The organism is Nonomuraea dietziae, assembly GCF_014195505.1.
GTDB classification, from domain to species: domain Bacteria; phylum Actinomycetota; class Actinomycetes; order Streptosporangiales; family Streptosporangiaceae; genus Nonomuraea; species Nonomuraea roseola.
This window is the reverse complement of the sequence record NZ_JACIBV010000002.1, coordinates 461,803-482,814: the sequence shown is the minus strand read 5'-3', so window position 1 is coordinate 482,814 and position 21,012 is coordinate 461,803. Positions and strand designations below refer to the sequence as shown.

The 21,012-nt window shown below is 73.2% G+C and carries 21 protein-coding genes; 5 read left to right on the top strand and 16 right to left on the bottom strand.

Annotated elements, in window-relative coordinates; genetic code table 11:
• Positions 1–14: 14 nt before the first annotated feature.
• From FHR33_RS44925 to FHR33_RS44915, 3 genes are read right to left on the bottom strand one after another with little or no spacing between them, the layout of a single operon-like run.
• Complete coding sequence (locus FHR33_RS44925; protein WP_221242557.1) at positions 15–701, bottom strand: D-sedoheptulose-7-phosphate isomerase; 687 nt, start codon at positions 699–701, stop codon at positions 15–17.
• On the bottom strand, positions 698–982 hold the full coding sequence (locus FHR33_RS44920) for a HypC/HybG/HupF family hydrogenase formation chaperone (RefSeq protein ID WP_183661488.1): 285 nt from the start codon (positions 980–982) through the stop codon (positions 698–700). The genes FHR33_RS44925 and FHR33_RS44920 overlap by 4 nt, the downstream gene beginning before the upstream one ends.
• Positions 979–1,593: a D-sedoheptulose-7-phosphate isomerase gene (locus FHR33_RS44915; RefSeq protein ID WP_183661486.1), complete on the bottom strand. Its 615-nt coding sequence runs from the start codon at positions 1,591–1,593 to the stop codon at positions 979–981. Before FHR33_RS44915 ends, FHR33_RS44920 begins: the two co-directional genes overlap by 4 nt.
• Positions 1,594–1,797: 204 nt before the next feature.
• Here FHR33_RS44915 and FHR33_RS44910 point away from each other — a divergent pair, with 204 nt between their 5' ends.
• The gene (locus tag FHR33_RS44910) at positions 1,798–2,730 is read left to right on the top strand and encodes a GNAT family N-acetyltransferase (protein ID WP_183661484.1); all 933 of its coding nucleotides are present in this window, start codon (positions 1,798–1,800) and stop codon (positions 2,728–2,730) included.
• Between the two features lie 24 nt (positions 2,731–2,754).
• On the opposite strand, the gene FHR33_RS44905 is transcribed toward FHR33_RS44910, so the two are convergent.
• From FHR33_RS44905 to FHR33_RS44875, 7 genes are all read right to left on the bottom strand, one after another.
• Complete coding sequence (locus FHR33_RS44905; protein ID WP_183661483.1) at positions 2,755–4,050, bottom strand: AAA family ATPase; 1,296 nt, start codon at positions 4,048–4,050, stop codon at positions 2,755–2,757.
• Positions 4,047–5,495 (bottom strand): hypothetical protein, encoded by a 1,449-nt coding sequence (locus FHR33_RS44900; RefSeq protein WP_183661481.1) that lies wholly within the window; start codon positions 5,493–5,495, stop codon positions 4,047–4,049. The genes FHR33_RS44905 and FHR33_RS44900 overlap by 4 nt, the downstream gene beginning before the upstream one ends.
• On the bottom strand, positions 5,492–6,607 hold the full coding sequence (locus FHR33_RS44895) for a hypothetical protein (protein ID WP_183661479.1): 1,116 nt from the start codon (positions 6,605–6,607) through the stop codon (positions 5,492–5,494). The genes FHR33_RS44900 and FHR33_RS44895 overlap by 4 nt, the downstream gene beginning before the upstream one ends.
• Before the next feature lie 33 nt (positions 6,608–6,640).
• Positions 6,641–7,435 carry a hypothetical protein gene (locus FHR33_RS44890; RefSeq protein WP_183661478.1) on the bottom strand — a complete coding sequence of 265 codons (795 nt, stop codon included), beginning with the start codon at positions 7,433–7,435 and terminating at the stop codon, positions 6,641–6,643.
• Between the two features lie 7 nt (positions 7,436–7,442).
• Positions 7,443–8,732: a serine/threonine-protein kinase gene (locus FHR33_RS52290; RefSeq protein ID WP_183661476.1), complete on the bottom strand. Its 1,290-nt coding sequence runs from the start codon at positions 8,730–8,732 to the stop codon at positions 7,443–7,445.
• A 118-nt stretch (positions 8,733–8,850) separates the two neighbouring features.
• Positions 8,851–9,303 (bottom strand): PaaI family thioesterase, encoded by a 453-nt coding sequence (locus FHR33_RS44880; RefSeq protein ID WP_312896061.1) that lies wholly within the window; start codon positions 9,301–9,303, stop codon positions 8,851–8,853.
• Positions 9,279–9,950, bottom strand: a complete 672-nt coding sequence (locus FHR33_RS44875; protein ID WP_183661474.1) for a class I SAM-dependent methyltransferase — start codon at positions 9,948–9,950, stop codon at positions 9,279–9,281. Before FHR33_RS44875 ends, FHR33_RS44880 begins: the two co-directional genes overlap by 25 nt.
• A gap of 22 nt (positions 9,951–9,972) precedes the next feature.
• On the opposite strand from FHR33_RS44875, the gene FHR33_RS44870 reads away from it, so the two are divergent.
• Positions 9,973–10,440, top strand: a complete 468-nt coding sequence (locus FHR33_RS44870; protein ID WP_183661472.1) for a hypothetical protein — start codon at positions 9,973–9,975, stop codon at positions 10,438–10,440.
• A 27-nt stretch (positions 10,441–10,467) separates the two neighbouring features.
• Positions 10,468–11,052 (top strand): TetR/AcrR family transcriptional regulator, encoded by a 585-nt coding sequence (locus tag FHR33_RS44865; RefSeq protein WP_183661470.1) that lies wholly within the window; start codon positions 10,468–10,470, stop codon positions 11,050–11,052.
• Here the strand turns inward: FHR33_RS44865 and FHR33_RS44860 are convergent.
• Positions 11,035–11,988, bottom strand: coding sequence for a phosphotransferase family protein (locus FHR33_RS44860; RefSeq protein WP_183661468.1), 954 nt, complete (start codon positions 11,986–11,988; stop codon positions 11,035–11,037). The two genes, FHR33_RS44865 and FHR33_RS44860, sit on opposite strands and share 18 nt — an antisense overlap.
• Positions 11,985–13,169, bottom strand: a complete 1,185-nt coding sequence (locus FHR33_RS44855; RefSeq protein WP_183661466.1) for an acyl-CoA dehydrogenase family protein — start codon at positions 13,167–13,169, stop codon at positions 11,985–11,987. The genes FHR33_RS44860 and FHR33_RS44855 overlap by 4 nt, the downstream gene beginning before the upstream one ends.
• Positions 13,170–13,218: 49 nt before the next feature.
• On the opposite strand from FHR33_RS44855, the gene FHR33_RS44850 reads away from it, so the two are divergent.
• Together FHR33_RS44850 and FHR33_RS44845 are read left to right on the top strand one after the other, a co-directional pair.
• Positions 13,219–13,554, top strand: a complete 336-nt coding sequence (locus FHR33_RS44850) for a DUF6285 domain-containing protein (protein WP_183661464.1) — start codon at positions 13,219–13,221, stop codon at positions 13,552–13,554.
• Between the two features lie 49 nt (positions 13,555–13,603).
• A complete protein-coding gene (locus tag FHR33_RS44845; protein ID WP_183661462.1) occupies positions 13,604–17,353 on the top strand; it encodes a CHAT domain-containing protein in 3,750 nt (1,249 codons plus the stop codon).
• 24 nt (positions 17,354–17,377) lie between these two features.
• Here FHR33_RS44845 and FHR33_RS44840 read toward each other — a convergent pair whose 3' ends face one another.
• The 4 genes from FHR33_RS44840 to FHR33_RS44825 all read right to left on the bottom strand — a co-directional run bounded on the left by FHR33_RS44840 (position 17,378) and on the right by FHR33_RS44825 (position 21,005).
• Positions 17,378–18,823, bottom strand: a complete 1,446-nt coding sequence (locus FHR33_RS44840; RefSeq protein ID WP_183661460.1) for a CATRA conflict system CASPASE/TPR repeat-associated protein — start codon at positions 18,821–18,823, stop codon at positions 17,378–17,380.
• The gene (locus FHR33_RS44835; RefSeq protein WP_183661458.1) at positions 18,816–19,106 is read right to left on the bottom strand and encodes a CATRA system-associated protein; all 291 of its coding nucleotides are present in this window, start codon (positions 19,104–19,106) and stop codon (positions 18,816–18,818) included. Before FHR33_RS44835 ends, FHR33_RS44840 begins: the two co-directional genes overlap by 8 nt.
• Positions 19,107–19,182: 76 nt before the next feature.
• Entirely contained in the window at positions 19,183–20,799 is a 1,617-nt protein-coding gene (mctP, locus tag FHR33_RS44830; protein WP_183661456.1) for a monocarboxylate uptake permease MctP, read from the bottom strand.
• A complete protein-coding gene (locus tag FHR33_RS44825) occupies positions 20,796–21,005 on the bottom strand; it encodes a DUF3311 domain-containing protein (protein WP_183661454.1) in 210 nt (69 codons plus the stop codon). The genes mctP and FHR33_RS44825 overlap by 4 nt, the downstream gene beginning before the upstream one ends.
• Between the last annotated feature and the right edge of the window lie 7 nt (positions 21,006–21,012).

The window sequence follows — 21,012 nt, the reverse complement described above, 5'->3', positions numbered from 1 at the left end:
CGGGTCTGGACTCTTCAGCTGGAACGCGGCGGAGGCACGGCGCCCCGCCGCCTGAGCGCGTCCTGGGCGAGCTCCCAGAGCGCGTGGTAAACGGTGGTCTGGGCCTCCTGGATGCGGTGCACCGAGGACGACGGCACCACGAACAGGTGGTCGATCGTGCCCAGCTCGGCCATCTGGCCGCCGTCGTAGCCGGCCAGCCCGACGGTGATCATGCCGCGCCGGTCGGCCTCCTGGAAGCCGGCGATGAGATTGCGGGAGTTGCCGCTCGTCGACAGCCCGAACGCGATGTCCCCCGAGCGGCCCGAGGCGGCCAGCTGCCGGGAGAACACCACCTCGAACCCGATGTCGTTCGAGAGCGCCGTCACCACCGCGACGTCCGCGGTCAGGGCGAAGGCGGGCAGCGGCCTGGCGGCCCCGCCGGGGTTCAGGAACAGCGCGGCCACGTCCTGGGCGTCGGTGGAGCTGCCCCCGTTGCCGAAGGTGAACAACCGCGCGCCCCCGTCGAAGGCGGCGGCCATGGCCTGCGCGCACGCGGCCATCCGATCGCCGTCCCGTTCCAGCACGCTCTGGCGCAGGGCGACGATCTCGTTGGCCTTGTCGACCGTGGACTGCCGCACCGCGGTCAGCACGGCGTCCAGGTCGGTGCCGCCGGAGTAGAGGAACGGATACAGCGACTCCATGGGCTCTTCGGGCGCGCTCATGTCGTCACCTCCTCGGCGGCCGTGTGGTCGGCGACCGTACTGTCGGCGGCCACGTCGTCGGCGACCACGTCGGCCACCACCGCGATGGCCTCCTTGGCGTGGACCAGCACCGTGTCACCGGCCCTGGCCTCCACCAGGGCGACGCTCACCTCCTCGCGGCCCTGGCCGGTGTCCACCTCGGCCATGCCGTCCTCCAGCAGCCGCAGCACCGTCACCGGCACCGCCTCGTCGGAGCAGGTGAGGCACACCTCCTCGTGGCAGGCCGGCTCTCGGGCGCTCATGCGACCACCCTGGGATCCAGCACGCCCGGCTGCTCGAAGAAGACGTGCACCAGCTCCCACAGGATGTGGTAGGTCGTGACGTGCACCTCCTTGACGACACGGGGATCGGCCGACCTGGCGATCATGACGTGGTCGACCGAGGGACTGCGCGCGATCTGTCCGCCGTCGCCGCCGACCAGCGCCAGCGTCAGCAGGCCGAGCTGCTTCGCCGTCTCCAGCGCCCTGAGCACGTTGACGCACTCCCCGTACGGCGAGACGCCCAGCGCCATGTCGTCGGAGACCGCCAGATGCCGCAGCTGGTGGGCGAAGACGCCGTCGAACCCCGAGGTCGCGGCGATCCCGGTGATCGTGGCCACGTCACCGGTCAGCGAGAACGAGGGGAGCGCCCGTTTTCCCACGATCACCGGATGGACGAACTCGACAGCGATGTGCTGGGCGTCCGTGGCGGCCTCGCCGTTGCCGAAGACGATGAGCCTGCCGCCGCCGTGGAAGCGCGTGGCCATGGCGTGACAGGCGCGCGCCACCGTCTCCGCCTCCTCCGCGAGGCCTCGGGCGGGCTCCACACGGCGCGCGAAGACCTCAGGAACGGAGGCCTGGACCGTCTGGTGCATAGCGGACCACTTCCCCCACGTTGAGCGCTTGGTGGTTCTCGTGCTGAAAGGTCCCCTGCTTACCGACGGTACGCCGGGACGGGACGCCCGAAAGAAAACAGGTGCTGGGAATTTCGTAAAGACAGGACCGGAGGCTGTGGCTCCGCGAGCGGGCCCCGAATATCCGGTTGTCCGGGCTGGGCGCCCATGGCCACAATCGTCCCCATGAATCGCCACACCGTCCGCCGTCCGGGCCAGGCGGACGCCGCCCACGTCTACGACCTCGTCGCCGCCTACGACACCTTCGCCATCGGCGCGCCCGACGTGACGCCCGCCGACATCGCCGACGAACTCGCCGAGCTCGACACCGACAAGGACGCCTGGCTGGTCGAGGACGCCGAGGGAAGGCTCGACGGCTGGGCGTACGCCATGGCCAAGGGCGACAGCGACCACGTCGACGTGGAGGTGGTCGTCAGGCCCGGCGTCGGCGACGGCGTCAGCCAGTGGCTCTGGACGGCGGTGCTCGAACGCTCACGCGAGCTCGCCGCCGAGCGCGGCCACGACGGCGCCACGCTCGACATCGGCGTCTACCGCGCCGACGAGGCCGGGCAGGCCGTGGTCAAGGCGCTCGGATTCGAGCCCGCCACCAGCTTCCACCGGCTCGGCATCGACTTCGAAGGGCCCGTCGAGGCGCCGCGGCCGCCCGAGGGCGTCACCCTGCACACCGCCGACACTGACGAGGTCAGGCGCGAGGCGTACCGCGTCCAGCAGGAGGGGTTCGCCGACCACTTCGGGTTCGTGCCGCTGCCGTACGAGGAGTGGCTGGCCCGCAGGCAGGCCTCGGCGGCCACCGACTGGTCGCAGCTCACGCTCGCCAGGGTCGACGGCGAGCCCGCCGCGATGCTGCTGGGCACCAACCACTTCGTCTCCGACGAGAACCGCGGCTACGTGCTGAGCCTGGCCACCCTGCCCGCCTACCGAGGGCGCGGCCTCGGCCGCCTGCTGCTGCGCACGGCCTTCGCCGCCGACGCCGCCAGGGGCAGACGCGGCACCCTGCTGCAGGTCGACGCCAACAACACCACGCCCGCCCTCGGCCTCTACACCTCGGCGGGCATGCGCCCCGTCCTGGTGATCGACGTCTGGCGCAGGAGGGTCTAGACCCTCACCGGACGGCGGGCCTCACTACCCGCGCGCGTCTCGGGCCGAGATCCGGTGCCTGGCGAGATGCTCGAGCACCGACTGGTTGGCCTCCCAGCCGTCGGGGAACTTCACGGGCACCCCCAGCTGCACGGTCTCGGCCGAGGGGTGGGCGTCGAGCAGCTCGGGGATGCCCGCTCTGGCCACCACCACGCAGGCGTGCCTGTGGCGTGAGGCCAGCACGCACAGCCGTCCTGACTCGAGGTGGAAGGCGGTGGCGTCCCTGCGCCCCGACAGCGGGTGCAGCACCACGGTCACGTCGTACTCGCGTCCCTGGAGCCTGTTGGCGGTGTCGACGGTGATCTCGGGCGGCACGCCCGCGTTCCTGATCGCCGCCACCTGGTCGCGATGGGCGGCGCCGACCGCGATGCGGTCGGCCGTCACGGGCGCCTCGCCCCGCTCGGAGTAGGCGACGCCCCCGCGCTGCAGCAGCCGGGTGGCCAGCAGCGCCACCGCCTGGACGGCCTCGGCGTCGGTGCGGACCGTGTGGCGGGCCGGCAGCTCCAGCAGCGCCCACCCCGCGCGGGCGGCCTCCTCCAGGGTGCGGTCGTAGACGGTGCCCATGCCCTCGGTGGTGAGCTCCATCCGGCGCTCGCCTGGCCCTGTGCCCGCTCTGAACCCGGTGAAGGGGTAGAAGGCCCGCGACACGACGGGCGCCGCAGAGGCGGGCAGCCGCCACGACACCGGAAGGCGGTGGACGGGCAGGTCGGGGTTGTGGCGCAGCAGCACCGACACCGCGCTCTGCACCGGGTCCCACGACAGCCCGGCCCACCGGTCGGCCTCCACGATCGAGAACGGGTCGAGCTGTCCTGGGTCGCCCACGAACAGCGCCCGCACGAACAGCCCCGCGATGCGCAGCAGCTTGTCCGAGCGCATCTGGTAGGCCTCGTCGACGATCGCCCACGGCCAGGTGCGGCCGCTGATCCAGGCCCACTTGTCGGCGGTGGCGATCACGATGGCCGGATCGTTGAGGTCCTGCACCCTGGTGCCGATCGTGACGCTCGGCAGCTCGAGCAGCCTGAGCGGCGCCACGTAGCCCGAGGCCGACAGGCGGCCCACGCTCAGGTCGGGATGCTTGTCGGCGATGCGCTCGATGAGGTCGTCGACCTGCTCGTTGGTCTGGGCCACGATCATCAGCGGCTCGCCCGTCGCCGCCAGGTGCGCCGCGGCCCGCACGACCAGCGTCGACTTGCCCGCGCCAGGCGGCGAGTCGACGACCACGCCCCTGTGCCTCGGCAGGTCGGCGAGGACGGCCTGGATGACCTCTTCGGGGCTGCTCATGCCCATTCCTCCTGGGCGTCCTCGTCGTTCGGGACGTACTCCTGCGGCGGGCCGCCGTGCGTCCATGGCGTGGCGTCCCTGTCGGGCAGGGCGGCGGAGCCCTGGAAGTCGTCGGTCAGTGAGGTGTAGCAGACCCGCTCACCCGGCTCGGGCACCGACCCGGGAGCGGGTGTCCTGCCCCTGCCCATGCCCTTGGTGATCTTCAGGGTGACCAGGCCGTCGCTCACGTCGACCAGCTGCGCCGCCTGGCCGCGGCGGTCGGGCGTGCCGAGCGTGGCGCCCGGTGACAGGCGTACGGGGTCGTCGGTCTTGACCAGGACGACAGGGCGCAGCTTGCGCGAGCGGCCCTCGCCCTCGGTGTGCTCGGGGTCAGTCTCGATGACCTCGCCGGCGAAGGCCTCACCCGTCAGGCGGTACTCGGCCATGACCAGCGGATCGTCGTAGGCGCGCTGCACCTCGAAGGCCGCCTGTGCGCGCTCCATCCTGGACAGCCTGGAGGCGGCCGCGACCGCGCCGTCACGGCGGGCCTGCGGCGGCGCGCCCTCGGCGACCTGCTCGGCCATCATGCTGAACGAGCCGCGGTCGCTCTCCCACCGCGTGGCGACGCTCGCCCCCTCGGGCAGGGCGCGCAGCAGGTCGACGGCCTGCCACATCAGCCGCCACGTCGGCGCCAGCTGCGTGCGCAGCGCCTCGGTGACGCGCTCGACCGTGCCGCTCTCGATCGCGGGCGCGAGCACCTCGGCGTCGAACCCCGGGTCGGTGGCGGGGCCCGCGGGCGGCCAGATCAGCGGGTCCTCGGCCTCCTGCGCGGCCTGTGGCCCCGTGCGCCCAGGGGGAGGGGAGATCCAGCCGAGCAGCGCGGCCAGGTTGGCGTCCTCCAGACCGCTCTGCCCGCTGGCCCAGTGGCGGCCGAGCTCCTCGGTCGCCGCCAGCGTCAGCGACGAGCCGGGGTGGGCGGCGCGCTCGGCGAAGTAGGTCAGCCACCTGCCCAGCAGCGGCACCTCGGCGGGCACGGGATAGGGCCCGTCGGGACGGCGGAACCTCGTCGACCTGCCGAGCAGCCTGGTGAAGGCCACGCCCGAGGGATTGGGCAGCAGCAGCTGCGGCGCGTCCAGCGCCCGCTGGTAGGGGTCGGCGTTCTTCTTCTCGACCGTCTCGCTCTGGCCGAGGAAGCTCTCCACGTACGGCAGCAGCACCCGCGCCAGCTCCGCCGTGAAGGCGAACCGCAAGTCCCTGTTGCGCGGCTGGGCCACCACGAGCAGCTCGGGCGCGTCACGATCGGTGCCCAGCATGACCGCCAGCGGCGCCGCGGCCTCGCCGGAGAGCCTGAGCGGGACGAAGACCATGGGGCGCCGGCCGAGATGGCAGTGGCGGACCGTGGCGATGGGCTGCGCCACACCCTCCTTGATCGCCCTCAGCCTGGCCAGCGAGGTCAGGATGCTCACGCCAGGCACTCCCTGCGCAGCCGTTCGGCGTCACGCAACAGGCGCGCGATCTCCTCCTGGCCGGGGGCGGGCTCCCTGAGCCCGTCGGCCAGCGCCAGCGCCTCCTCCACCGTCGCCACCCCGCCCAGCTCGTCGCGCACCTGCCTGCCGAGCTGGTCGGAGGCCCCGTCGCGTCTGGCCTCGTCGCGGCAGAAGAAGCACAGGTCACAGGTGGACAGGCAGTCGGGCGCGTAGCGGGCGCTCACCTGCTGGATCGCCTCGGCGAGGGCCTCGGCCGACCTGGTGGGCGCGCCGTCCTCGCCGGGCAGCAGGTCGAAGCTCACCCCTTCGGGCAGCTCGGCCAGCAGCCTGTCGATCGAGGTCATCCTGGCCAGCTGCCGCTTCAGCACGGCCAGCTGCCTGCGCACGTCGACCAGGGTGGCCATCGGGCGGTTGGCGAAGTTCTCCGGGCAGACCAGCACCACGTCGTGCGCCACCAGCAGCGGGTCGTGACCGAGCTCCTCGAGGAGCGTGCGCAGGGCCAGCACGTACACCGCCGCCTGCCTGGCGGCCGCCGACACGCTGGCGGGGTCGGCCTGCCCGTCGATCACCGCGAACGACTTGATCTCCACGATGTGGAAGCGCCCGCCGTGCTGGAAGGCCACCACGTCGGGCTCGAGGAAGGCGGTGTGCCCGGCGATCTTCAGGCTGAGCAGCGGATGGTCGTAGAGCGTGCCCTGCTCGCCCCTCGCCGCCCTGTCGAACAGGGTGCGGGTGTGGGCGTGCCGCAGGTGGGCGCCGACGTTCTGCACGTCCTGGTAGGCCACCTCGTCGATCGGCAGGCGCAGCACGTCGCGCAGCAGCCTCAGCAGCTCCGCGCAACCGTCGGCCTTGACCAGCGCCTCGAAGGCGTTGCCCCTGGTGATCGCGAACGGCGACTGGCCGAACGGGGCGGGGAAGCCCAGGTGCCTGGCGGCGGCGTCCTTGTCGACGCCCGCGCCGTCCATCAGCGCCCTTCGCGCGCATCCCGGGTTGGCCGCCAGGGCGGCGATGGCCCTGGCGTCGTGGGGCTTGGCGGGCGTGGTGCCCCGCAGCGAGTCGAGCCCGCTCACCCTCTCACCGACGGTCGCCATCGGCCTCCGCTCTCCTCGCCTGACATATCCGGCTCACGCGCACGCACCCTTCCTCGCGACATCGCTCAGCGTAGCCGCGCCGAACAGGCACGCCACCTCATCCAGCTGCGCGGCGGCGCGTTGTGCCAGCTCCGCGCGCTGCCGCGTGTCGGCCTCGAGGTGGACCGCCAGCTCGGCCCTGGCCGCGACGGCCACCCGCTCGGGGTCGGGCTCGCCGAAACCGCTCCCCGCGTCGGGCACGTTGCGCGCCATCCTGGCGAGCAGCCGTCTCGCCGCGGGGGAGGGGTCGTCGAGCCGTCCCGCGCACGCGGCCACCTGGACGGTCGCCACCAGGAAGTCGACGCGCGGGCTCAGCGGGCCCACCACCCTGCGCTCCTGCGGCCAGGTGCTCACGGCCAGCAGCCCCCTGGCAGGGGTGAGCCTGTCGGTGAGCGCGGCGCACACGTAGTGGGGCCTGGCGTACGGCGAGCGCCTGAACGTGCGCTCCTCGTCACGCCTCAGCGTGGTGAGCTGCGAGCTGCGCAGCGGTTCGGCGAAGAACGCGTCGTGAACGCTCACCACCAGCCGCCCGGCCGCGGGCACGCCGAGCAGCGTCAGCGCCCTGTGGACGCGCTCGCGCACCGGCACCGCGACCCGCCCCTCCTGCTCGCCGGGACGAGCGGCGACCTGGGGAGGGGCGCTGACCAGGGTGTCCCATGCCCGCTCGGCCTTGCGCAGCTGCCCGCGCAGCTCGCGCGCCAGGGCGGCCTCCCTGGCCCTGGCGGCGGTGCGGACCTGGGCGCGCAGCAGGTCGATGCGTCGCTCGAGCGCGTCGAGGTCGTCGCTCAAGAGGAGGTCACCTGCCCTCCATGAGCATCAGCACGACCCCGATCGCGATCATCACGGCGAACAGCGCGGAGACGGCGGCGTAGACCCCGCCACCCCTCGCGCGGCGCGACATCGCGGTGGGCGCCGCCCGCAGGTCGCCGTCGTGACCGGCGGGCCATCCGGCGGCGTGTCCCCTCGCCGGCCCGTGCCCTGGACCGTGCCCTGGACCGTGCCCTGGACCGTGTCCCGGCGCGCGTCCCGGCGCGGGGCCAGGCCCGTGTCCAGGCCCGTGTCCCGGTCTCTGCTCCGGCCGGGGCCCTGTCGGCGCGGCGGCCCATCCGCCCGCGTGAGCCGCCCCCGGGCCCGTGGGCGCGGCGCTCCAGCCCGCCCCCTGGGCAGCCGCCTGCCCCGTGGGCATCGCGCTCCAGCCGCCCGAGTGCGCGGCCATGGGCGCGGGAGGCGGGCCCTGCCATCCCGCGTCGCCGGGAGGGGCGGGAGGGCCCGCCGCACCGGACAGGTCGGTGGCGGCCAGGGCGTCGCGGAACGCGGCGGCCGTCGGGGTCCGCAGGCCGGGATCGGTGGCCAGCGCGCGCCGCAGCACCTCCGTGAAGGCGGCGGGCACGCCGGGGATCTCGGGCACGGGCCTGCGGTGCAGCGCCATGATCACGGCCAGGTTGGCCACGCCGCTCTCGGGAAAGCGCGGAGGCCGCCCCGACAGCAGCGCGTAGAGGGTGGCCGACAGTGAGTAGACGTCGCCCGCCGCCGTCGGCTCGGTCAGCTCGAACGCCTCGGGCGGGGCGTAGGCGGGGGTGAGCGACTCGCGCGTCACCGACATCTCCGCGCCGGGCTCCGGCATCGTGGCCAGCCCGAAGTCGGACAGCACCACGTTGCCGTAGCGGTTGACCAGGATGTTGGCGGGCTTGACGTCACGGTGCAGCACCCCCGCCGCGTGCGCGGCGGCCAGCGCGTCGGCGATCCTGACGCCGATGTCGCGCACCTCGGCGACGGTCAGCGTGCCCGCGCGCAGGCGGTCGGCCAGCGAGCCGCCGGGGCACAGCTCCAGCACCATGTACGGGCGGCCGTCGCGCAGCACCCCCGCGTCGTAGACGTGCGCGACGTGGGGATGGCCCGACAGCGCCCCGGCCGAGGTGACCTCGCGCACGAAGCGCCGCTGGTCACGCTCGGAGACGAGCACCCTGCTGTCGACCTTGAGCGCCACCTCGCGGCCGACAGCCAGCTGCCGCGCCTGGTAGACGACGCCGAAGCCGCCCTGGCCCAGCAGCCCGAGCACCTCGTAGCCTGGCACCTCGGGCGCCACCGCCCACCTCCGATCACCGTTATGGAGCGGCAGACTATCGCCAGGCTCCGACAGATCGGACACCCGCTGAGCCCGCCGAGGTCAGCGGGCTCAGCGGGGTGTGGTCAGCCGGGTGTGGTCAGCCGGGTGTGGTCAGCCGGTTCGGCGTGAGGCTGGAGGTGGCCTGCGCGCACAGGCGGCCGTCGGCGTCGGTGACGGTGGCCAGCGTCAGGATGCGCGTCCTGCCCCTGTGCGTCACCGTGCCGGCCACGGTGTAGACCTCCCCGGCCCGCACCGGGCGCAGGTAGTCGACGTTGAGGTTCATCGTGAGGTGGAGCGTGGGCCGCTCGGCCGCGCTCCCGCTCGCCATGCCGCACGCGTCGTCGAGCGCCGTGGCGATGTAGCCGCCGTGCACCACGCCCGACCTGTTGGTGAGCTCGGGCCCTGGGCGCCAGACCAGCTCGACCCTGCCGGGCTCCACCAGCACCAGCCGCAGGCCCAGGTGCGTCAGATGGGGGGAGGACTCCACGCTGCCGTCGGCGATGGCGCGCAGGAAGTCGGCCCCCGTCATGCCGGTACGGCCCGCGCCCACGTGCGGTCCTCGGTGAGAAAGCCGTCGAGGGCGAGCCCCGCGCGCGCCAGGTCGGCGGCCAGGTCGTCCACGGTGAGGCGGCGCGACCGGAAGGACTGCGTCCAGACCCGCTCGCCCGCCGTGTAGCGCATGGTGGCCGCGAACGTGCCGGGAGAGACCTCCTCCAGCTCCGTCATCATGATGCCGACGCCGTCGCGCTCGCCGCCCCTGCCTGCCTCCCACTGGTCGTGCGCCTCGGGCGGCTGCCACTGGACCAGCACCGAGCCGCCCTCGGCCACGTGCCGCGCGCAGGAGGCCAGCAGCTCGTGCCGCAGCTCGGCGTCGGGCAGATTGACCAGATAGGAGGCAAGGACGACCGAGTCGAAGCGCTCGCCGAGGTCGAGCTCCTGCGCTCTGGCGCACACGGTGCGGGCGCCGCGCACGTGCGCGAGCATCTCGGCGGACTCGTCCACGGCGACCACCTCCAGCCCCGCCTCGAGCAGGGGATGGGTGACTCTGCCCACCCCGGAGCCGAGCTCCAGGACGGTGCCGTTCGGGGGCGTCGCGGCGGCGATGACGCGCGCCTCCTCGCCGGGAGGCAGCAGCGTGTAGAACTCGACGGGCGATCCGTCGGGGGTGATGGTTCCAGGACCCGTTCCGCTGTTCATGATCCGACCCTAACCTCGGAGGGTGCGCCATGTGACTGCAGCGGTGATCGGGCTGGCCGCGCTGCCCGTCGTCTACTACCTCACCGAGGCGGGCGCGGCGGGCCTGCGCTCGGGATACGCGCTGCAGCAGCCCGATCCGCTCGGGCCCGCGTGGCTGGGGGCGGCCGTCGCGGTGAGCGGCGCGCTGGCCTGCGCCCCCCGGCTGTCACCGCTGGCCGCGCTGGTGTGCGGGCTGCCGCTGACCCTGCTCGGGCTGCTGTTCGCCGCCGCCCCCGAGAGCGCCGCGCGGGCGGTGGGCGCGCTGCCGCCGATGGACCTCCTCGCGGGCGCGGCCCATGGGTCCGGCACCGCCGAGCCGCCAGGGCTGTTGCCCGGCGTGACGGGGCTGTACCTGGTGATTGGCGGCCTGCTGGTGCTCTCGGCGCTCCCTCCTTCGCGATGGCGCCCTCCGAAGCCCGCTTCTGCGCAGGTGACGACCCCTCGCGAGTGAGGATCGAAGCGGGACTATCCTGGCCCCGTGAACGGTAGGGACCCCGATCGGCGCAAGGCGCTGCTCGACGCCGCCGACCGGGCCATCCTGCGCGAAGGGCCCCACGTGTCGATGGCGGCCATCGCCGCCGAGGCCGGGATCACCAAGCCGATCCTCTACCGTCACTTCGGCGACAAGAGCGGCCTGTACCAGGCGCTGGCCGACCGGCACGTGCGCAGGGTCATCGCGCAGCTGCGCCCCGAGTTCGTCAGGACCAGGACCGACCCCCGAGGGCGGGCCCGCGCGGCGGTCGAGGTCTACCTCGACCTCATCTCGGCCAACCAGAACCTCTACAGGTTCCTGTTCCACCGGGCCAGCGCCGAGGACACCGGCGTGCGCAGCCACATGACGGCGCTGGTGCGCGGGCTGGGCGAGGAACTGGGCGCGGTACTGGCCGCCGAGCAGGTGGTGCCCGACGCCGTGCGGGCGCAGATCCTCGGCCACGCCTTCGTCGGCATGGTGCAGACGACCGGCGACTGGTGGCTCGAACACCCCGAGGTCGGGCGCGAGCAGGTGGTGGAGGGGCTGGTCGAGGTGATCGTGGCCGCCTTCATCTCAAACACGGTCGGCTGACAGCGCCTCCAGCAGGTCCCACTCGGTCTCGCAGACGCGCCTGCCGATGGCGGCCAGCTCCACCGACCTCGTCGCGCCCGTCAGGTGCCGCAGGGCCTGCGTGACGCAGATGACACCCCACTTGAGCACCCCGAACGTCTCCCACCAGCGCAGCGCCATCCTGTCCACCCGGTGGCCAGAGGCGCGCTCGTAGGCCGCCACCAGGTCGTCGTACTCGCCGAACCCGCCGACGGGAGCCTTCGCGCCGAACCGCCACGCCTTGACGCACAGCCAGCCGAGGTCCTCGATCGGGTCGCCCGCGTGGGCCAGCTCCCAGTCGAGGACGGCGCGCACCCCCTCAGGCCCGACGACCAGGTTGCCGTTGCGGAAGTCGCCGTGCACGACGGTGGTGCGGGCGCTGTCCGGCCTGGTCCGCTCCAGCCTGCGCAGGGCCAGCTCGAACACCGGGTGCGGCTGTCCCGTCAGGTCGAGCACCTCCCGCCACCTGGCGAGCGGATCCTCGGGCTCGGCCCGCTCGACGGCGTCGAGCGGCATCCTGTGCACCGCCGCCAGCGCCGTCCCGCACTGGGCCGCCAGCAGCGGCCTGGCGCGTTCGTAGCGTTCGTCGCGCAGGATCCTCCTCGGGATCGTCTCGCCCTCCACCCTGCTCATCACCAGGTACGGCTCGGCCGCCGCCACCACCTGGGGAACCGGCACCCCCGCCGCGGCCGCCGCCCTGAGCAGCCGCGCCTCCTCCGGCAGCCCGCGGCCCAGACCGGGCGCCGCCCCCTGGTCCTCGTGCGCGGCGGCCAGCCGGACGACGAGCCGGTGCGGGCGCTCGTCACCGTCGACGACGTCCACCGCCCAGGTCTCCCTCGACGCGCCGCCCGACAGCCTGGTCCTCGAGACGACCTCGCACCCGCCTCCGAACGCCTCCTCGACGATGGCGGAGATCATCGCAGCCCGAACTCCCAGTTGCCGCCCGCCGCGTAGGCGCCGAGGATGCGCCGCCCGACCGAGTCGACGTGGACCTCGTCGGGGCCGTCGTAGATGCGGCCCGCCCTCGCGTGCCGGTACATCCGGTCCAGGGGCGTGTCGGGGGTCAGGCCTGCGGCGCCGTAGACCTGGATGGCGCGGTCGATCACGTTGTGCAGCATCCGCGCGCCCACCACCTTGATCGCGCCGATCTCGACGCGGGCGTCCTGGCCCGCGTCCATGGCGTGCGCCGCGTGAAGGGTCAGCAGCCTTGCCGACTGGATCTCGGCGTAGGAGTCGAACACGTGCTGGCGCATGAGCTGCTTGCGCGCCAGCGGCTCACCGAAGGCCGAGCGGGCGTGCAGCCTGCCGCACATCAGGTCGAAGGCGCGCTGCGCCTGGCCGAGCCAGCGCATGCAGTGGAAGATGCGGCCGGGGCCCAGCCGCCTCTGGGCGATCACGAACCCCTGCCCCCTCGGGCCGAGCAGGTTGGCCGAGGGCACCCGCACGTCGTCGTAGCGCACCTCGCAGTGCGCCCCCGACAGCCCGAGCACGGGGGTCTCCCGCACGATGGTGTAGCCGGGCGTGTCCGTCGGCACCAGGATCATCGAGAACGCCAGGTGCGGGGGCGCCTCCTGCGGCTCGGTCCTGCACATGACGGTCGTGTACGCCGCCCTCGACGCGCCCGTGGTGAACCACTTGTGCCCGTTGATCACCCACTCGTCGCCGTCCAGCACGGCGGCGGTCCTCAGCTGGGTCGGGTCGCTGCTGGAGACCAGCGGCTCCGTCATCGCGAAACTGGGCCAGATGTCGCCGCCGACCAGCGGCTTCAGATAGCGCTCACGCTGGGCGGGCGAGGCGTGCTCGTGCAGCATCAGCGAGTCCTGCAGGGTGAAGGTGCCCAGCACCAGCTGCCCGAACTCACTGCGGCCCTGCACCTCGTTGACGTAGGCGTAGTCGAGGAAGGGCAGCCCGCCGCCGCCGAGCTCGCGTGGGTGCCCGAGCGCCCACAGGCCCTCCTTCTTCGCCTCCAGCTGCAGCTCGCGCAGCAGCGAGCCGTCGTCCTCCAGCAGGGCGGGCTCGGCGGGCTCGACCCGCTCGGTCATGAACGCGTGGACGGCGTCGCGCACCGGCCTGACACTGTCGGGGACGGCGAAGGTCATGAAAGGATCACAACCCGAAACCCGTTGCATAGTCAATAAGGGGTTCCTTATGGCGGCGCCACACGACGTGCCCACGGCGGCGGAGCTGGTCGCGGCCGTGCGCGAGTTCCTGGAGCGGGACGTGCTGCCCGAGGTGGAGGGGCGCGTGCGCTTCCACACCAGGGTGGCGGTCAACGTGCTCGGCATGGTCGAGCGCGAGCTCGAACTCGGACCATCCCAGGCCCTCGCGCACGCCGAACGGCTCGACCGGCTCGGCGTGGCCGACGACGCCGAGCTGGCCGCCGCGATCAGGGAGGGCGGCCTGGCCGAGGACGAGCTGCTCGGTCCGCTGGCGGCAGCCGTACGCGACAAACTGCTCGTCGCCAACCCGCGCCATCTCGACTGAGTAGCCGGATACTCAGGCGCGTCGGGCCTCTCGACGGCACTCTGGAGCCATGAACGCGGGCGGGTTCAGAGCGATGCGGGCGCGGATGGCGGCGGCGCTGGCCATGGGCCACCTGGTCAGGTACGCCCAGAAAGGTGAGCCGCAGGAGCTGCATCGGGCCATCGCGGCCTGCCGCAGGGCGCTCGCGCTCACCTCCGAGGACGACCCCCTCTACCCCGAACGCCTGTCGGGGCTCGGTGACGCGCTCTCGATGGCCTTCGACCACGGCGAGGACAAGGCGCTGCTGCGCGAGGCGCTGTCCCTGCAGGAGCGGGCGGTGCGGGCCGCGCCCCCCGGACATCCGGCCGCGGGCATGGTGCGCGTCAGCAGAGGGATCGCGCTGATCAACGACTACCGCTCGGGCGGCCCGCCTGGCCATCTCGACCAGGCGATCGAGGTGTTCGCCGAGGCGGATTCGCTGCTGCCACCGAGGAGTGTGGAGGCGGCGCTGGCCCTCAGCAACCACGCCGAGGCCTACCACCGCCGTTACGAGCGCGACGGCAGGCGTGCCGACGCGCGGGAGTACGCCGCCAAGCTGCGCGCCGCGGTGGCGGCCACGCCGCAGGGCGACCCCGCCCTGATCTTCAGATCCGCCAAGCTGGCCGCCGCGCTGGTGCTGGTGCGCGACGAACCTGGCGCCGAGGACGAGCTCAGGAGGGCGCTCGACGTCGTCCGCGCGGGGCTGCCGGGCGTGCCCGAGCCGATGCGCAGGGAGATCCACCTCATCGCGGGGGCCCTGCTGTACGGCGAGCTGCCTCCGCTGGACCACGAGCAGCTGGACCAGCTGCGCGAGATCTCCAGGAACCTGCGGGAGAGGGGCACGATCGGGACGGACCTGCGCGCCGCCGTCCTGAGCGACCTGGGAGGAGCCGTCGTCGAGCAGGCCATGCGCTCGGGCCGGATCGAGGAGATCGACGGCGCGATATCGATGCTGCGCGACGCGCTGAGGGAGGCCCCGCCCAGCGGAAAGGAGCGGGCGGCCGTGCTGACCAATCTCGGCAGGATGCTGGGCCACAAAATGGAGTGGATGAGCGACCTGAGCGGCGTGGACGAGATGATCGACGTGCTCAGGCAGGCCGTGGAGACGTTGCCTGCCGGCCATCCCGACCACGGCCTCTATCTGGTCAACCTCGCCAACGCTCTGGCGCTCAAGCACGGCGTCGAGGGCGGCGACGCCCTCCAGCGCGAGCTGATCGGCTGCTACCGGCAGGCGGTGCGGGAGACGGCGCCCGACCACGCCGAGCGCGGCATCGCGCTGACCGGTCTTGGCACGGCGCTGTTCGGCCGCTTCGAGCGCTGGGGAGGCCGCGCCGACCTGGACGACTCGATCGCCTCGCACAGGGCCGCCGTCGAGGCCACCCCCGCCGGCCATCACTACCGGCCGCTGTACCTGGCCAACCTCGGTAGCGCGCTCGGCCGCAGGCACGAGGTGACCGGCTCGACCGCCGACCTGGACGCGGCGGTCGCCGCGCTGCGCGAGTGCGTCTCGACCACCCCGCCGCTGCACCCGCACAGGGGTGGTTGGATCGCGTCGCTGGCGACCGTGCTGGTCATGCGGTTCGACAGGGTCGGCGAGCGGGACGCCCTGACGAAGGCGGTGTCCCTCTACCGGCAGGCGCTCGACGAGGCTCCCAAGGAGCATCTGCAACGCCACATGATCCTGACCAACCTCGGCAGGGCGCTGCTGCGGCAGGAGCTGCCCGAGGAGGCGGTCGCGGTCATGCGCGAGGCCGTCGCCGCGGCGCCGCCCACCAACACCCAGGCGCCCACGGGCCTGGCAACCGCGCTGGTGCTGCGCTTCTTCCAGGCCCAGGACGGAGACCTCACGGGGGAGGAGTACGCCGCGCTGGCGCTGTCGCTGCTGAGGGGTGAGGAGCCGCCGGCCGCCGAGCTGGCCGAGCGGCGCAGGCTCAGGCAGGGCGAACTGCTGGACGAGGCGATCGCCATCCTGCGGGAGGTCCTGGACAGGAGCCCCCGAGGCGAGTTCGACAGAGCCCGCGCGGCGGGTCAGCTGGGCACCGCGCTGCACGTGCGCGCCGCCATGACCGGCAGGGGACGGCACCTCGACGGCGCGATCCGCACGCTGCGTGGCGCCGCCGCGGGCGCGGCGGAGGACGAGCCGGTGCTGTCGATCACGCGCTACCACCTGGCGCAGGCGCTGGCCGACCGGTGGCGGCGCTCGGGCGACGAGCGCGACCGTGAACAGGCGGCGCGGGAGTTCGCCGCGGCCGCCTCCGTCGAGACCGCCGCCCCCGCCTGGCGGGCGGGGGTGGCCAAGCACTGGGGCGAGTTCGTCGCCGAGCACGAGGGACCCGCCGCCGCCGTCCTGGCCTTCGCGACCGCGGTGGGCCTGCTCGACGCCGCCGCCTGGCGCGGCATGCGCCGCCAGGAACAGGAGCGGGCCCTGTCGGGGTTCCAGGGGCTGGCCAGCGACGCGGCCGCCTGCGCGATCGCCGCCGGCCGTCCGGAACTGGCGATCGAGCTGCTGGAGCAGGGCAGGGGCGTCCTGCTCGCCCAGATCATCGACGCGCGCCCGCGACACGACGCTCTGCGCGTGGCCGCTCCCGCCCTCGCCGACCGCCTGGCGGAGATCCAGGACGGACTCGACACCGTCGAAGATCTCGACAGGCGGCACGTGCTGGCCCGCGAGAGGGAGGAGACGCTGGCCGCGATCCGCGCGCTACCGGGGCTGGCGGACTTCCTGCGGCCGCCGCCGTTCGCCGACCTGCGCGCCGCCGCGGCCGAGGGGCCGGTGGTGGTGGTCAACGTCAGCAGGTACCGCTGCGACGCGCTCGTCGTCACCGCCGAAGGCGTCACGCTGGTTCCGCTGCCCGGGCTGGGCGCGCAGGAGGTCGCCGAGCGGGCGGCAGGCTTCGTCGAGGCGGTCGGGGCCTACGCCCACGACGACGACCCCGACCCCGAGCTGCTGGAGCGGGTACCCGCGGCCCTGGACTGGCTCACCGAGGTGATCGGCCGCCCGGTGCTCGCCTTACTCGGCGCGCCGCCCCTGCCAGGCGCGACGTGGCCGCGCCTGTGGTGGTGCCCCACGGGCGCGCTGTCGCTGCTGCCTCTGCCCGCGATCACCGTCGACGTCGCCGCCTCCTCGGTCACCCCGACCCTGCGCGCGCTCATCCACGCCCGTGAGCAGGCGGCGCCGACCGCGCAGGGCCGCCCGCTGCTGGTCGCCCTGCCCAGCACGCCGGGCGCCGACGACCTGCCTGGCGTCGCCCGTGAGAGCGAGGTCGTCAGGCGGCTGCTGCCCGGCGCGATCTGCCTGGAAGGACCCTCGGCGGTACGGCAGGCCGTCCTCGACGCCCTGGCCGCCAGCCCGTGGGCGCACTTCGCCTGCCACGCCGAACAGGATCCCGGCGACCCGTCGCAGGGACGGCTGCTGCTGCACGACGGGCCGCTCACGGTCAGGGAGCTGGCCACGGCCCGGCTGGAGCGGGCCGAGTTCGCCTTCCTCAGCGGATGCGAGACCTCCCGCGGCGGCGACGTGCTGGCCGACGAGTGCGTCAGCCTGGCCGCCACGGTCCAGCTGGCCGGCTATCCCAGCGTGATCGGCTCGCTGTGGCCGATCGCCGACCGCCACGCGCCCGTGGTGGCCGAGGCGGTCTACGCGATGATGACCGGCGGCGGGACCAGGCCTCCCGACCCGCGAGCCGCCGCCCTCGGCCTCCACGTGGCCGTGCGCGCCCTGCGGGAGGAGCACCCCGGCCTGCCGATCCTGTGGGCGCCCTTCACCCACATCGGGCCCTGACGCTGACCACCCGCGGCGGCCGGCTCAGCGGAGCCTGACCGCCCACGCCCCGAGGACGAACGCGGGCGCGGCCAGCCCCGCCGTCCAGACGGGCGGGGCGGCCGTGCCCGTGGCGAGATGGAAGGCGAGCGCGCAGCCCACCCAGGCCAGGGCCGCGCACGCCATCCCGGCCGATCCCCTGATGGCCAGGCGCGTCCAGCGCTGTGCGGGGGCGCCGGGTTCGCCCGCCGTCCAGAGTGTGACCGTGGCCAGCAGCAGCGCGAGCGAGCCCAGTGTGGCGATCACCGCCGGTGTGACGGAGCCCGGCAGCGGCACCCGGTAGCCGAAGGCCTGGATCGCGGCCAGCACCATGAGCGCCGCGCCCACCACGGCTGCCTGCAACAGGTTGAGCCGCTCGCGGTGGCGCTGGAGCTCCTCCTGGCGGCGCTGCAGCCGTTCGCGCCGGTCCTGCACCGCCTCCTCGGCCGCCTGGACCGCCTCGGTGAGCCCATCGCGCACCCGCTCCCTGGCCGCTTCGAGGTAGAGCAGGTCGTCATCGAGCCGCTGGCCCAGCCAGGCGGCCAGCTCCAGGTCGTCGCGGAAGGGGCCAGGCGTGGCCGCCAGCCTCGTCGAGGGGCGCAGGTTGGCCTCGGCGATGCGCACGGTGCGCTCCATCTCCCGCAGCAGCGTCGTCGCCCAGGTCAGCCCGTCAGGGCCGGACAGCAGGCCCGACAGCCGCCGCCTGACCTCCAGCAGCCGCTCGGCGGGGTCGTCGGAGGAGGCCCTGTGCCGCTCGCGCAGCGTCTCGTCGGCGCGCCGCAGCACCTCGTCGGCGTCGAAGCGGTCGCGCTGCCGCAGCTGGTGCCTGACCTTCGCGGCGTGCAGCAGGTGGAGGGTGAGAGGCGGGACGGAGGCGCCTCCCGGCGTCCACATCCACGCCTCCGAGTCGTCCTGCCGGCGCACCGCGCTGATCACCAGCAGCCTGCGCGTGAGGCGGTCGTCGGCTCCCTGCTGCTCCCACACGGCCGTGTGCCCGTCGACCAGCAGCGCCGTGCCCTCCAGCTGCGACAGAGGAAAGCCGTGAGGAGCCTCGGAGGGAGGGGCCGTGAGGTCGGGGGCGACACCGGTGAACAGGCGCGCCTCGCCCAGTGCCCACGCCGGCAGGTCATCGGCCGTCCGGGTCCAGCGCTCCTCCAGCTCGCGCCAGTCCACCCCGTCCCGTGCCGGCGGAGACATGCCGACCGTCAGCGCCAGCGCGTCGTGCCTGCGCCGTACGACGGCCTCGACGATCTCCTCCCGGGAGCGAGACCGGCGCGCGGCCAGCACGGGCCCGCGCGGCGGCTCGTCCAGGTCCAGCCGGTAGGGGCCGAGCTCCGGGATGGACCACGTCATGCCCAGGCCCTCGCCCAGTCGCTCCCACAGCGCGGTCAGCTGCTCGCCGCAGCCGGAGACGGGCGCGAAGACGTGGACGACCAGCGCCCGCTCATCCATCCTCGGCGGGCTCCCGCTCCTCGAACTCGACGACGAGCCGGTTCAGCCGCTCCCTGGTCTCCTCGGGGATCGGCCTCCTCGGCGGGTCGCCGTGCCTGTTCCTCAGCCGCACGGGGCCGACCAGATCCAGGTCCCTGACGGCCAGCGCCGCGGCCCGCTGGTCGCCCGAGCGCGCCGCCTCCTCCAGCGCGCGCAGCGCCCGGTCGACGCGCGCCCAACGGCCCTCGGACAACTGGTAGCCGGAGATCGCCCGCAGGATGGTGACCGCTCTCGCCCGATCCATGGCGCCATCGTAGGAGCGAGACGACGAAAGGGGATGAGTACCGGGATACTCATCCCCTTTCAGGACACCGGCAAGGTCAGTGCGCCCCCGACAGGTCGAGGTCCTTGACCTTGGGGTCGCCCTCGTCGGCGAAGTAGTCGCCGCGGGAGGTGGCGTCCTCGCCGTCGGCGACCTTGGCGGCGCGGAAGATCAGGGTGGCCAGGGCGGCGACCACCAGGTTGACCGTCAGCGCGATGACGCCCGCGTACAGCGTGGCCTTGGTGTCGAAGCCGAAGTTGGCCAGCGGGAAGGCCGAGCCCCCGAAGTGCAGCTTGCCGTTGGCCGGGTTCGGGATCAGGTAGAGCATCCACATGCCCGCAGCCAGGCCGGTCGCCCAGCCCGCGATGAGGCCGCCCTTGTGGAACCAGCGGGTGTAGAGGCCCAGCGCGACCGACGGAAGGGTCTGCAGGATGACCACGCCGCCGATGAGCTGCAGGTCGATGGAGAACTGCGGGTCGAGCAGCAGGATGCACAGCACCGCGCCGACCTTGACCACGAGCGAGACCAGCTTGGAGACCTTGGCCTCCTGGGCGTCGGTGGCCTGCTTGTTGAGGTACTCGCGGTAGATGTTGCGGGTGAACAGGTTGGCGGCCGCGATGGACATGATGGCCGCGGGCACCAGGGCGCCGATGCCGATGGCCGCGTAGGCGACGCCGGTGAACCAGTCGGGGAACATCTGGTCGAACAGCACCGGCACGACTGTGTTGTTGTCGCCCTTGCCGGTCTCGGGGTTGACGATGGGCTTGACGCCCGCCGCGATCGCCATGAAGCCCAGCAGCGCGATCAGGCCGAGCAGGAAGCTGTAGGCGGGAAGCGCGGACATGTTGCGCTTGATGACGTTGCGGTTCTTGGAGGCCAGCACGCCGGTGAGGCTGTGCGGGTACAGGAACAGCGCCAGCGCCGAGCCGAAGGCCAGCGTGATGTACTGCAGCTGGTTGTTGGCGTTGAGCAGGATGCCGTCGCCCGGCGCGGGGGTCTTGGCGAACTTTTCCGCCGCCGCGTCGAAGATGCTGCCCCACCCGCCCAGCTTGGCCGGGATGTAGATGACAGCGGCCAGGATCACGATGTAGATCAGCGTGTCCTTGACGAAGGCGATCAGCGCGGGCGCGCGCAGGCCCGACTGGTAGGTGTAGGCCGCCAGGATGGCGAACGCGATGATGATCGGCAGGTGCCCGGTGATGCCCATCGCCTTCAGCACCGCCTCGATGCCGACCAGCTGCAGCGCGATGTAAGGCATCGTCGCCACGATGCCGGTGATCGCGATCACCAGCGCCAGCGTCGGCGAGCCGAACCTGGCCCTGACGAAGTCGGCGGGCGTGACGAACCCGTGCACGTGCGAGACCGACCACATGCGCGCCAGCACGAGGAAGACCAGCGGGTAGACCACCACCGTGTACGGCAGCGCGTAGAAGCCGAGCGCGCCGGCGCCGAAGACCAGGGCGGGGACGGCCACGAAGGTGTAGGCGGTGTAGAGGTCGCCGCCCACCAGGAACCAGGTGATCCAGGTGCCGAAGTTGCGGCCACCCAGACCCCACTCGTGCAGGCTCTCGATGTCCTTGGGCCTGCGCCACTTGGCGGCCACGAAGCCCATGCCGCTGACCACCAGGAAGAGGGCGACGAAGACGACCAGCTCGGTCGTGTGCTGGCCGCTCACTTGGTCATCCTGTAGACGATCGTCGTGCAGACGACGCCGACGACGATGAAGGCCAGCTGGAGCCAGTAGAACAGCGGGAAGCCCGCCACCCTGGGCTCGTCGGAGTTGAACAGGAACGTCAGCAGCGGCAGCACGATCGGCACGAACAGCAGCCAGTTCCACGGACTGCGGTCGCCGCGCTCCTGCCCGGTTTCGGGGCTGGACAAGTGATCA

What these genes read in the sequence shown, in the direction of transcription:
- FHR33_RS44835 (WP_183661458.1), bottom strand. Translation starts at nt 19,106, where the DNA reads ATGGATCGGGCGAGAGCGGTCACCATCCTGCGGGCGATCTCCGGCTAC.
- FHR33_RS44910 (WP_183661484.1), top strand. Translation starts at nt 1,798, where the DNA reads ATGAATCGCCACACCGTCCGCCGTCCGGGCCAGGCGGACGCCGCCCAC.
- FHR33_RS44840 (WP_183661460.1), bottom strand. Translation starts at nt 18,823, where the DNA reads ATGGATGAGCGGGCGCTGGTCGTCCACGTCTTCGCGCCCGTCTCCGGC.
- FHR33_RS44915 (WP_183661486.1), bottom strand. Translation starts at nt 1,593, where the DNA reads ATGCACCAGACGGTCCAGGCCTCCGTTCCTGAGGTCTTCGCGCGCCGT.
- FHR33_RS44920 (WP_183661488.1), bottom strand. Translation starts at nt 982, where the DNA reads ATGAGCGCCCGAGAGCCGGCCTGCCACGAGGAGGTGTGCCTCACCTGC.
- FHR33_RS44860 (WP_183661468.1), bottom strand. Translation starts at nt 11,988, where the DNA reads ATGATCTCCGCCATCGTCGAGGAGGCGTTCGGAGGCGGGTGCGAGGTC.
- FHR33_RS44905 (WP_183661483.1), bottom strand. Translation starts at nt 4,050, where the DNA reads ATGAGCAGCCCCGAAGAGGTCATCCAGGCCGTCCTCGCCGACCTGCCG.
- FHR33_RS44855 (WP_183661466.1), bottom strand. Translation starts at nt 13,169, where the DNA reads ATGACCTTCGCCGTCCCCGACAGTGTCAGGCCGGTGCGCGACGCCGTC.
- FHR33_RS44850 (WP_183661464.1), top strand. Translation starts at nt 13,219, where the DNA reads ATGGCGGCGCCACACGACGTGCCCACGGCGGCGGAGCTGGTCGCGGCC.
- FHR33_RS44845 (WP_183661462.1), top strand. Translation starts at nt 13,604, where the DNA reads ATGAACGCGGGCGGGTTCAGAGCGATGCGGGCGCGGATGGCGGCGGCG.
- FHR33_RS44875 (WP_183661474.1), bottom strand. Translation starts at nt 9,950, where the DNA reads ATGAACAGCGGAACGGGTCCTGGAACCATCACCCCCGACGGATCGCCC.
- FHR33_RS44895 (WP_183661479.1), bottom strand. Translation starts at nt 6,607, where the DNA reads ATGGCGACCGTCGGTGAGAGGGTGAGCGGGCTCGACTCGCTGCGGGGC.
- FHR33_RS44925 (WP_221242557.1), bottom strand. Translation starts at nt 701, where the DNA reads ATGAGCGCGCCCGAAGAGCCCATGGAGTCGCTGTATCCGTTCCTCTAC.